Source organism: Pseudoalteromonas sp. S327 (genome assembly GCF_005886415.1).
Taxonomy (GTDB): domain Bacteria; phylum Pseudomonadota; class Gammaproteobacteria; order Enterobacterales; family Alteromonadaceae; genus Pseudoalteromonas; species Pseudoalteromonas atlantica.
Genome location: NZ_PNDP01000037.1, coordinates 72,762 through 85,025 on the forward strand (window position 1 = coordinate 72,762; position 12,264 = coordinate 85,025).

Genomic DNA, 12,264 nt, shown 5'->3' on the forward strand with positions numbered 1-12,264 from the left:
AGCTATACATGCTTTAATTAAAGCTTAAGTGATGACCGTAGGAGCAATGGCTGCTTAGCTTCGCACAGAGTGCGTAAGAGCGCTCACTTAATACAGTAATCTATACTTGGGTTAGTGAGGCGCAGTTATGAAAGGGAAGTTGTATAGCGGCTTATTTTAGGTATAAAAAAAGGAGCAATCATGCTCCTTTTTGTATTTAGTGCGTGCCCATTGCGCTAATTAAACTTCTTAATTGCTTTAGCTCTTAGCGCTTTCATCTTTGGCAAGCGAGGCTTATTAAAGCTTTGTATGGGCATAACCACTAAATGCTCTTGTGGCAGGGCTGGCACCGTTTTAGGGTATTGCCCAGGCTCTGGTACCGAAATCTCTTTTAAATGCACTTTAAGGTTGTTTAGCATAGGGTCGTTATCAACTTCGCTAGGGCAAATAAATATTCCCATTTTACGCAGTTGCACACCTAACTTAATGCTACTGGTGTAGCGTATTATTGGCGCTCCAAGTAATAGACCGAGTAATATAGGCGATAACCACCAAAAGAACACTGGCGTAAAGTAATAGGCTGTAGCGCCCCATACTATGGCAACCAAGGTAGAAAATAGTGTGTAATTAAACGCCTCTTTCCACGGTACCATGCGGCCTTCGCGCGGTTGTGCATCCCACTTAACTTTTTTACCCAAAAATACACACACTACAAAGTAAGCATGAAACACCATCATAAGTGGTGCCACAATAATGGCAAATACAGTCTCTATTATTGAGCCTAGTATTAATTTAAACGAGCCGCCAAAGCGCTTATTTCTGTGCACTAGCGTGACAATTACACCCATTAATTTAGGCACCAATAATATAATAATGGTTAAATAAAGTAGTGAATCAATTAGGTCTGTTTTAGCTATTTGCCACGTTGGGAATAACTGATAAACCCGATTAAAGTACACATCGCTATTTAATGCACGTGTTACCGCATCTATGGTGCTTAGTGCCAGCATAGATAACCAAATAAGCGATGAAATATAAGCGGTTGCGCCTAATAAAAAGTGAAACTTACTCATTAACTTTAATTTAGACGAGCCTAATAAACCAAGATGCTGAATGTTACCTTGAACCCAACGTCTGTCGCGTATGGCATAATCTAAAATGTTACTTGGTACTTCTTCGTAGCTACCTTCAATATCGCTAAGTAATAAAACATCCCAGCCTGCACTGTGCAGTAGTGAAGCTTCTACAAAGTCATGACTTAAAATTTCGCCACCAAAGGGGGCATTGCCTTCAAGCGTAGGTAAACCACAATAGTTAATAAATGCTTCAACACGAATAATGGCATTGTGGCCCCAATAATTAGCTTTGTCGGTTTGCCAAAAAGCAGACCCCGTTGCCAGCATTGGGCTGTAAAGCACTGAGGCAAATTGTAAAAAACGACCAAAGTAGGTGTCTTGACGAACTGGAATAGGGATAGTTTGAATTAAGCCAGCTTGCGGGTTGTTGATCATGCTTGTGGTCAGCTCTAGCATACATTTACCCGTCATTACGCTGTCGGCATCAAGTACAATCATGTGATCGTATTGGCTGCCCCAGCGCTCGCAAAAGTCGGTTAAGTTACCTACTTTACGGTGTTTATTATCTTCGCGGCGACGATAGAAAACCTGTTTTGCAGTATCGCCTAAACGCTCACATAAAGCATGCCATGCGCTTAGCTCGTTTTGTGCTATTTCAGGGTCTTGCGTGTCGCTAAGTAAATAAAAGTCAAAATTGGCAAGTTGCCCTGTCTCTTTTAGCGATTGTAAGCTCACTTCAAAGCCGGCAATAACACGGTGCGTGTCTTCGTTATAAATAGGCATAACTACCGCGGTTTTTTGCTGTGCAAGCGCGGCATTGTCAAACTCAATAGGCTTAATGCGTCTTAGGGTGAGCGGGTCAATACGAAATAATTGCAGTACAAATCCTATCGTGCCGCTACAAAATGCCGTAACAATCCATGCAAAGGTTATTGAAAATAAAACCAATAGCGCATATTCAAGCAAGGTCATTCCGTTTGAGCTTAAAATTTCAAACATAATGGAGATGCCGTACCCTGAAACAGTGAGTGCTGCAATAGCAAATAACCATACGCGCAGTGTTTTGAATGGCATTGGTGTGCCCTTTCCTTTATTACTTGATGTCATTTGGGTACCAAACATAGCTCCATACCTCACTAATTTCTTTATCACGAAGTTTTAACGATAAACGCATATCTACGGGTTGATCGTCCTGTGGTGCAATTTTAAACGCTACTCGCCAACCAAGAGATTTAGGAAGTTTTTGCACTGTTACATCCCTTACTTCACCTGTTGTTAGCTGAATGTCGGCTTCAAGTGTTAGCTTTTCAGACAGGTTGTTTAAATCGGGGCCTGCAAAGTCAACGGTAAACTGGCGATGGCTTTGCGGTGGTGGATTATCTTCACCTGGCAGCGCTGCGCTACCTATACGTGTGCGTGTTACACGCGCCTTTTGGTGTTGAGTTAAATGGGCGTTAAAGGTGCTCATTTTGTAGCTTAGCTTTAATGAATCACCAGCTTTCATTGGCTTTTCAGGCACCCAGTAACTCACTATATTGTCGTTCGTTTCTGTATCTGTTGGTATTTCTACTAGCTCAACTCGGCCATTTCCCCATTCACCTTTTGGCTCTATCCACAGGCTTGGACGGTCGTGGTAGTGCGCTTCAGTATCTAGGTAATTGTTAAAGTCACGGTCACGCTGTGCTAAACCAAACCCCTTAGGGTTGGTGTATGAAAACGACGTAACGCTTAACTGTGTTGGGTTGTTAAGCGGGCGCCATACCCATTTGTTATCAGCTGATTGCGTTAACAAGCCGTCTGAGTCATGCACTTCTGGGCGGTAGTCATCAAAAAACTTAGTGCTGTTTTCACCATGGTAAAACATACTTGTTAAAGGGGCTACGCCTAGCTTTTTAATATCTTTACGGGCAAAAATTTGCATATCAACATCAACTAACATGCTGGTTGTTGGGTCAATATCAAATTTGTAAGCGCCTGATACCGAAGGGCTATCAAGCAATGCAAAAATAGTGATGTTAGTTTGCTCAGCCTGGGGCTTAACAAGCCAAAACTCTTTAAACATAGGGAACTCTTCACCCGATGTTTCGGCGGTATCGATTGCTAATCCGCGTGCTGATAAACCATATACTTGATTAGGACCAACAACTCTAAAATAAGAGGCCCCTTGAAACACCATTACCTCATCTTTGTATTCGTTTGTGTTAATTGGGTAATGTAAGCGAAAGCCTGCATGGCCTAGTTGCGTGCCGGCTACGCTTTTTGCTATTTCGTCTTTTAAAGGGGCGGCTGTGCCATCGTATTGATAAAAATCAGTACTAAAAGGTAGGCGATTACGTTTTGAGTCGCCTTCTACGGTATTAATTGTTACCGGTGTTTTATATAAAAAACCAGGGTGAAAGAGTTGTAGCTCATACAGGCCTTCACCTTTCCACACTGATTTGTCCTGCTTAAATCGAATTGAGCGGTAATCTTGGTAATCAATATTATTTAATGCTTCTAGCTCTATATTTTTTGGAGGTGCATATTCTTGTTCGGCTAGTTTTTTAGCGCGGGCGCTTATTACTTCAAATAGGCTTTCTTGCGGAATTGCTGCATCAACACTTGCTGCTATTGCCTGCGTGCTATAGCCCCAGCCAGAAAAAATAAAAAGTAGACCCAATAATGGCGTTGCTTTTTTCTGCCAAGTAGGAGGTGTTTGGGTTAATTGTTTCATTTCCATTCCTTTATAAAAACACGACTTATTTTTACGCTTAGGGTTTGTTACTTAACTACTACACAAGGGTGACGAACTTATAGTGCAACTTTTAATCCGTAAATAAAGTGTTTACATTTCAACAGTTAAATTTATTAAAAAGGGTTTTAACTACGGCTTATGTGTAAAAAATACTCATTTAATGTATTTGTTGCGCGGCTAATTCTATTAATAGTTAATAAACGGTATGGAAGATATTAAGGGTTGTTTACTGAAGCTTGTCTGAATTACATTTTTATAAGCATAAAAAAAGCCGCAAAAATGCGGCTTTAAAACAAATCACTCGTTATTTTTTCTTAAATCTGCGCACTAATGAAAGTGGTGCTAATAAAAGAGATAACCAAAGCAATGAGCCTGAGTCGTTATCGTCATCACCACGTAGGTTGTTTACTCTTACTACAACCGTTTGTGCTTCAGATACGTTACCTACACTATCCTCTGCTTGTACTGTAAGGGTAATACGATTTTCAAACTCGTAATCTACTTCGCTTGCAACAATTAACTGACCTTGCTCGTTAATTGATACAGAATCGTTACCTGATACGATAAATTTAACCACAGGTGATACATCAGCGTTAGGGTCACTAAAATCAAGTGTGCCAATCACAGTGCCTACAGCGCTGTTTTCATCTACTGTGAATATTTGATCAGGTGCAATTACCGGTGTTTGCTCTTCAGGGGTAAGTACTACTTCAGATTTTATATCAACAATAACTGGGTCGTGATCAGATGCACGGTATGGCCCTTCTGCGTATAGCGTAGATTGATGACCTTCGCTCTTAAACTCTAGGTTGAAATCAAGCACAATAGGCTCATCAGCATTGATATGCCAATCATTTGCTGCAACAACTTTGCTTAGTAAAGACTCGGTTGCTAAAGCATGGTCAAGGCTACCTGCACGACCAGAGAAGCTATAAGAGTAGCTTAGTGTATCGCCATCAAGCTCTGCGACTACGTTTTTATAGCCTTTTTCATCAAACTTACGGATTGGATCTTCCATTGCATAAGCGTTCATATCACCAACAAGAATGATATCTTCGTCATCTACGCCAGTAGGTTTGTTGTCTAACCAATCAGTAAACGCATCAGCAGCTTCGGTACGAATTTCATTCCAACAGCCTTGGCCATCACCTAGGTCGTCGTTGTTATCATCACCACAGCTCCCTTTAGATTTAAGGTGGGCTACAGAAACAGTAAATACTTCATCTGTTGAAAGTGACTTAAAGCTTTGTGCAATTGGGGCACGGTTGCTGTAATCAAACGGGTAATCAGTAGTAATAGCGGCTGTGCCTACTTCTTCTACTTTATCTGCGCGGTAAATAAGGGCAGTGGTGATTTCGTCGGTACCAATTTGGGCTACGTTAAAATCTACAAACGCGTAGTTGTTAGCGCTGTCAGCATCGTTTAATGCATTTACTAAACTTGCTATAGCACTGAACTCACCAAAGCCATCATTTTCAATTTCCATTAAGCCAACAACATCAGCTTGCATTGCACTAATAGCACTTACAAGTTTTGCTTCTTGACGTACAAACTCTTCTTCTGAGTCTGCACCACGGCTAGTAGGGAAACCACCGCCTTGGCCATCACCGTTAAAGTAGTTAAGTACGTTAAAGCTGGCGATTCGTAAATCGGCTTCTTCACTTTGCTCAGGCGCATCTTCACGCGCATTAGTCGCTATAAACTGTGGTGTAACTGTTGGGTGAATGCGATACGTGCTAAAGCTGTATGTAACTACCCCTGTTACCGCATTTACAGTATCGCCGGTACGTAGAGTATTTTCTGCCGATAGGCCTGGCGCTGGGTAAGCCGTTGGATCTGAGTTTTGAGCTGTAGAGCCATCATCTAATAAGATTTTTTTAGTCAAGTTAGCCGCTTCAACAGCATTGGCTGCATCACCTGGCAATGCAACTTGAGTACCTTGGTATAAACGCTCAGTGGCTAGCTCTACTTCACCATAGCGACCTAAGCCGTAGTTGTTAGTAACTACAAGTGTTTGATCTAGGCTTACTAGCATACCTTCATAAGCTTCTAGGTCAGCTTGGCTCTCTAAAGGTAAGCTTATTGAGGTTGCAGAGGCCACTTCGTCAGTACCACATACTGCAATTTGTGTTACATCTGCAAGTTGTGTTGAATCATAGTATTCATCAACCGTACCCTGTACGCGCACATGGTCACCTACATTTACATCGGTATCAGTAAAGTATACAAATAGACCTTCAGAGGTCATTGGGTCGTTATCTACATCTGCAGCAAGCGAGGTCACAAAGAAACCATCTAAGCCATCTTCACCTTGAAAATCGGCAGTGACAATACCTTCAATTTCAACAAGGGTATCTACTAACGGGCTTGCTTCACCAGAACCTTGCACAGCGCTAATTAGCGTTTTATCTGCGCCACATACAAGCGGTTCTAATGGTTCTGGCTCAGGGTCTGGCGCAGGAGCCGTACCACCATCGCCAGCATGCGAGCCTAAGCCGTCAAAGGTGTCAATATCAAACTGTTCCCATTCATCGCTAGGATTAAAAGTTGCAGTTGAGTCAGTTCGACCCGTTGTGATGCTATTTTTTCTTCGTAAGGTTTTATTTTGAGTTTGTACTGTATCATCAGACCAAAAAGAGCCAGGATCAACACCCACTTGGCCAAAGCTATCAACCACCACACCATCTTTAGTTAAAACAAGGGCATCGTCACCGTTGTAGTAAGTTACTGTGCTGGTTTCATCTGCAATATCAAGAATGGCAGCGTCAGCACTAGGGTTTGAAATGATATAGGTGGTATTGGCAGCCAATGTGCCTGATAAATCAATTGAGTTACCTACCGAACTACTACCATTTGAATAAAGTCCTAAAGTATAACCTTCAAGAGAAAGCTCTGTATCAGCATTGTTATAAAGCTCAATCGCTTTATTGTTGCTGCTGCCTTCGATGTATTCAGAAATGATTAGATCGGCGGAGGCTGGTGCACTGAGGCTTGCTAATACAAGCGCCAGTGGCGTTATTTTCGTTTTTAACATTTTTTATTATTCCCGTGTATTTAAATCCCAAAATGGGACACCAGTTTAGGCAATCTAAATGACAAAAAGAATACAAATATGTTAATGATTGTAAAAAAATTAAGGCGGCGTACCGCCTTTGATAACATGTTTACTTATTTTGCAGCCATTGCGCGGCCTGCTTGGCAAAATACGTTAAAATACCATCCGTTCCGGCGCGTTTAAATGCCAGTAAAGATTCCATAATTGTGGCCTCTTCACTCAACCAGCCGTTATCGATTGCCGCTTTGTGCATTGCATATTCGCCACTGACCTGATATGCGAAAGTAGGTACACCAAATTCATCTTTAACACGACGAACAATATCAAGGTACGGCATACCGGGTTTCACCATCACCATGTCGGCGCCTTCTTGTAAATCAAGTGCCACTTCACGAATTGCCTCATCAGAGTTGGCAGGATCCATTTGATACGTTTTTTTGTCGGCCCCTTTCAAATTACCTGCAGAGCCAACAGCGTCTCTAAACGGCCCATAATAGCTAGAGGCATATTTAGCTGAGTAAGCCATTATGCGTGTGTGAATATGTCCATCTGCTTCAAGTGCTTCGCGTATAGCACCAATACGGCCATCCATCATGTCAGAGGGTGCAACCACATCTGCGCCTGCCTCGGCGTGCGAAAGCGCCTGCTTAACAAGAATTTCAGTGGTTATGTCATTAATTACATAACCTTCATCATCAATAATGCCGTCTTGGCCATGAGTAGTAAATGGGTCAAGGGCTACATCGGTAATAACCCCAAGCTCAGGAAAAGCTTCTTTTAAAGCACGAACTGTGCGTTGTGCTAAGCCATCTTCACTGTAGGCTTCTTCGGCCATCAAAGACTTTTTGTCAGCAGGGGTTACCGGAAAAATAGCGACGGCAGGTACACCTAAATCTACAAGCTCTTTAGCTTCTTCAAGCAATAAATCAATTGATAAACGCTCAATTCCTGGCATTGATTCAATTGCTTCGCGGCGGTTTTTACCTTCAAGTACAAAGACCGGAAAAATTAAATCGTTTACCGATAGTTGGTTTTCGGCCATAAGACGGCGAGAAAAATCACTGCGGCGCATTCTACGCATGCGGGTATATGGGAAAAGGTCGAGTCCTGATTGGGCCATGTTACTAAGCTCCTACTGTGGAATTGGAAAACTAATTACTTGATTTCGGCCATGTTGTTTAGCGAAATAGAGCGCTTTATCTGCGTCGTCTGTAAATAGCTCAGGGTTACTAATATCGTTTACTACAGCGCTGTTTACGCCAGCACTAATGGTTACTTTTACGGATGTTCCGGCTACGTTTACGGTATTACTCTCTACGGCTTGGCGAATTTTTTCAGCAATATCAACAGCCCCCTCTTTTGGAGTGTTAGGTAGCAAAACAACAAACTCTTCGCCGCCGTAGCGAGCCACTTCATCCAACGGGCGTTTTAAATGCTGTTTTATAATGTCGGCTACAGCGCGTATTACTTGGTCGCCGGTTAAGTGCCCGTAGTTATCATTTACGCGTTTAAACCGGTCTATATCGAGCATAATCATACTCAAAGGCGTTTGTTCACGCCGAGAGCGACGCAGTTCCATCACTAATTTTTTATCAAAAAAGCGACGATTTTTAACGCCACTCAGCGCGTCTTCCATATTAAGTAGCTCAAGCTCGCGGTTTTTATCTTCTAGTTCACGCAAAGTGACTTGTAACTCAAAGGTGCGCTCATCAACTAACGACTCTAATTCTTTTTGTGTTTGGGCTTGCAGCGCGAGTCGCTCATTTAATAGTGTATCTTGGGCTGCATTTTCAGCAATCAAGGTTTGTTGAGCAATAACTTGTTCATCACGCTCTAAAATAAAGCGCTTCATAACGCCATAACATAGGCAAAATGTACTACCAAAAAAGCATATAAAAACAAAAGCTAAGCTACTTCTACCTAAAGGGTATAAGCCAAATACCGCAACAATAAGGTACACCATAACAAGTAAAAATAGCATGAGTGCAATTAGTAGTGCTTGAATTGGTTTTGAAGGCGCATTTTGCTGGCAGATGTAGGCGCTTACCAAGCAATAAATAATAACAATCGGGCTCGCCAGTAAGCTAAATGGGGTAAACACTGTGCTAGGTAAAGCCCACATAAACAGCAGGCTAATTGCGTAAATATTAGCAACAATGGTTTGCCATTTTAGTAGTTTAGAGGCTTTAGGTTGGCACAGTTGTTTTTGTAGCGGCACAAAAGCAAGCGTAGTGAGCATTAGTAAAACAGGTATCATTACTTGCTGTAATGAAGGCGAATTTGGATGAAAATAACGAGCGCCAAAACCGCATAAATAAGCCAGTAGCACACCTAAGGTCAGCGTAATAATACCAGCATAAGCAAAATACAACTTGCGCGAAAACCCATACAAAACCAAGCAACTTATGGCCAATGAAAATAAAAAACCAATGAGTAAGCCATAAATTAAATTAAGCTTACCTTTGTGCGCTAGGTAGGCATCTGGTTGCCATAAAGTCAGCGGGATGCGCAGCCCTGCACTGTTGTTAACCTTCATTATTACGGTGCTAATACTATTTGCCGGCAGCCTCAAGGTTGCTAATAAAGATTCACTTTTTATTAGCCGTGATGAGAGCTTAAAGTTATCGCCAGTTTGCATGTGTGAGAGCAGTGCTGAATTATAAAAATGAAAAAATTGCGCTTCATTTAACAGCGGGTTATCGAGCGATAAAATAGGGCTTATATTGTTATTTAAGGTATTTTTAACTGTAAACTTGACCCATACAGGGCGTTGTTCAAACCCTAAATTTAATGGCTTATCACTTACTGTTTGCCAGTCGTTAACCTCATGGTAGGCATTGTTTGCTGTGGTGGGCGTAAACGAATAGCTCAGGGTGTCTATTTTTATTGATTTAAAATTTTCAGAAATTACGGGGTTTGCAACACTGCAAAATGAACAAAGGAGCATAAATAGGCTAAATAGCGCCTTTGGGCTTGTCATTAGCGACCTGCTATATCAAATAAGCTATAAAAGTTAGCCGTACTATGGGTGGCAATAGTACTTGGTTCAACGTTATAAAGCTTAGCGAGTGTTTCACACACATAGCTAAGATAGGCGGGCTCATTTTTACGTGATTTTGGTTTAGGGGTTATTGTGCGTGGAATTAAAAAAGGCGCATCGGTTTCTATTAATAACCGCTCAAGCGGGATACTTGGCACCAATTGTTGCAATGCTTTACCGCGGCGCTCGTCACACACCCACCCAGTAATGCCAATATAAAGGCCTAATTCTAAATAATCTTTAAGTGCTTGGGCATTGCCTGTAAAGCAATGCAGCACGCCACGTACGTTATAGTTAGCCAAAATATTTAGCATATCTTCGCTTGCGTCACGTTCGTGTAAATAAACAGGTAGGTTTAGTTTTTCAGCTAACGCTAACTGGCGTTTTAATACGCTGCGCTGAATATCGCGAGGAGAAAAATCGCGATTATAATCAAGCCCACACTCACCAATGGCCACAACGCAATCGTTACTAGCAAGCTGCGTTAAAGTGGTTTCAAGTTCATCGGTGGCGTCTTTAGCGTCATGTGGATGCACGCCAGCAGTAGAAAACTGATTATATTGTTTTGCTAATGTAAGCGATTGTTCGCTACTAGGCACATCGCAGCCAATTAGTAGCATAGCTTGCACGCCCGCGGCATTTGCGCGGGCAATAATGGCCTGATGCTCATCTTCAAACTGGTGATTGGTTAAATTAACGCCGGCATCAACTAACGTGTAGGTCATTACTGAGTGCGCTTCACACGGATTGAGCGGTTTTGACCATCTTTACGAAGTAAAAAAGAATTAAATACACCGCGGCTAATAACCACTGTGTCTGACTCTTTTAATTTGAGACTGTCAGAACCAATTTGACGCCATTGCTGATCGTTATCAAGAGTAATAATGAGCTCGCCATAAGGGGCTTTTCTAACTGATGATACTAATGCTGTGATATTTTCGTCTTTATCTTTAGTGATCTCTTTATGCTCAAGGCCAAAATCATCTGCTTTAGCAGCAGGCGCCGCTTTAGAAACAGCTGCAACAGGTGCACTTACGTTTGGCGATACATTGGTTACAGCTTTTGGTGGGGTAAGGGTTTTTTTCTCACTAGGTTTAGTAAGCGGTTTACCTGCCACTGTGTTGTCATAACATAGTAAACGGTTAAAGTCGTTTTCAATAAAGCTACATGCTTGCAAAGCTTGCACGTTAATTTCTTGCGCTGCAAACGTCGGTGCGCTTAGTAAAACCAGTAGTGAGAGTAGTTGTTTTTTCATTTTATTCCTCAGATTCCTGTTGTTCTTTAGCGCTATAAAATTTCGCTAAAATTAACCCTAGCTCAAATAAAAGCAGCATAGGAAGTGCTAATAGTGTTTGTGATAACACATCGGGCGGTGTTAAAAACATCGCCACAACAAATACACCAACCACAATATAAGGGCGTTTTTGCTTTAAACTCTGCGTGGTTGTAGCGCCACTCCAACATAGCAGCATTATGGCTACGGGTATTTCAAACGCCACACCAAATGCAAAAAATAGCTTAAGTACAAATCCTAAATAGCTACTAATATCCGGTGCTAGGGTCATCATTTGCGGCCCTACACTAGTAAAAAAGCCTAATATAATAGGAAGCACTATAAAGTAGCAAAAAGCGATACCGCCATAAAATAGCAAAATACTCGAGGCCAAAATTGGCATTAGCATGCGTTTTTCGTGTTGGTATAAGCCAGGCGCTATAAATCCCCAAATTTGATGCAATATCCACGGGATAGCGCCAAACAAGGCAACAAATAGCGTTAGCTTAAACGGTGCAAAAAACGGTGCCGTAACATCGGTAGCTATCATAGTGGCAGTGCCTGGTAAATGTGCGACTAAAGGGGCCGCTACAAACTCATATATATCATTGGCAAAATACACTAGGCCAATAAATATCACTAAAATACTAAAAAGTGATTTAATAAGCCGATCGCGCAGCTCAATTAAGTGAGCGACGAACCCTGATTTAGCTTGTTCAGACATTATTTTTTATACCACGTAATAAGTTGACCACAAATAGGGGAATTAATTTCACTTTTTTTCATCGAGTTGTTCGTTAGATGACGTGCTTGAAGTGTTTTTATAGCTATGAGTAACCGACTGCGCTGCTTTTTGCAGTTCATCAACCGATTGTTGTAGCTCAGGGCTTAAATCTTTAAGCTCTTGTTGCTCTGCTTTTTTTAGGTTTTCGTGAAGCTCGTGTATGCGTAGCTCTTCACTCACTTCTGCTTTAACTGAGTTGGCCATCGACTTAACGGTTTTTACCCAGCGCATTACGGTGCGAATGGCAACCGGTAACCGCTCAGGGCCAAGTACCACTAGGCCAACAATAAAAACAACAACGAGCTCCCACATTCCCATATTGC

9 protein-coding genes are annotated in these 12,264 nt (G+C 41.9%); all 9 read right to left on the reverse strand.

Translation table 11 applies throughout. The features are described 5' to 3' along the window. Positions 1-215: 215 nt before the first annotated feature. A complete protein-coding gene (gene mdoH / locus CWB60_RS12605; protein WP_054983609.1) occupies positions 216-2,177 on the reverse strand; it encodes a glucans biosynthesis glucosyltransferase MdoH in 1,962 nt (653 codons plus the stop codon). Continuing rightward, the gene (locus CWB60_RS12610; protein WP_138577385.1) at positions 2,149-3,768 is read right to left on the reverse strand and encodes an OpgD/OpgG family glucan biosynthesis protein; all 1,620 of its coding nucleotides are present in this window, start codon (positions 3,766-3,768) and stop codon (positions 2,149-2,151) included. The genes mdoH and CWB60_RS12610 overlap by 29 nt, the downstream gene beginning before the upstream one ends. Before the next feature lie 325 nt (positions 3,769-4,093). Then, positions 4,094-6,823, reverse strand: coding sequence for an ExeM/NucH family extracellular endonuclease (locus CWB60_RS12615; RefSeq protein WP_138577387.1), 2,730 nt, complete (start codon positions 6,821-6,823; stop codon positions 4,094-4,096). A gap of 130 nt (positions 6,824-6,953) precedes the next feature. After that, entirely contained in the window at positions 6,954-7,964 is a 1,011-nt protein-coding gene (gene hemB, locus CWB60_RS12620; RefSeq protein WP_138577389.1) for a porphobilinogen synthase, read from the reverse strand. Positions 7,965-7,976: 12 nt separating this feature from the next. Continuing rightward, on the reverse strand, positions 7,977-9,824 hold the full coding sequence (locus CWB60_RS12625; protein WP_138577391.1) for a sensor domain-containing diguanylate cyclase: 1,848 nt from the start codon (positions 9,822-9,824) through the stop codon (positions 7,977-7,979). After that, entirely contained in the window at positions 9,824-10,609 is a 786-nt protein-coding gene (locus CWB60_RS12630) for a TatD family hydrolase (protein WP_138577393.1), read from the reverse strand. Before CWB60_RS12630 ends, CWB60_RS12625 begins: the two co-directional genes overlap by 1 nt. Continuing rightward, positions 10,609-11,139: a hypothetical protein gene (locus tag CWB60_RS12635; RefSeq protein ID WP_054983614.1), complete on the reverse strand. Its 531-nt coding sequence runs from the start codon at positions 11,137-11,139 to the stop codon at positions 10,609-10,611. Before CWB60_RS12635 ends, CWB60_RS12630 begins: the two co-directional genes overlap by 1 nt. A gap of 1 nt (position 11,140) precedes the next feature. Beyond that, a complete protein-coding gene (gene tatC, locus CWB60_RS12640) occupies positions 11,141-11,881 on the reverse strand; it encodes a twin-arginine translocase subunit TatC (protein ID WP_138577395.1) in 741 nt (246 codons plus the stop codon). A gap of 48 nt (positions 11,882-11,929) precedes the next feature. Then, on the reverse strand, positions 11,930-12,259 hold the full coding sequence (gene tatB, locus CWB60_RS12645) for a Sec-independent protein translocase protein TatB (protein ID WP_004587474.1): 330 nt from the start codon (positions 12,257-12,259) through the stop codon (positions 11,930-11,932). Between the last annotated feature and the right edge of the window lie 5 nt (positions 12,260-12,264).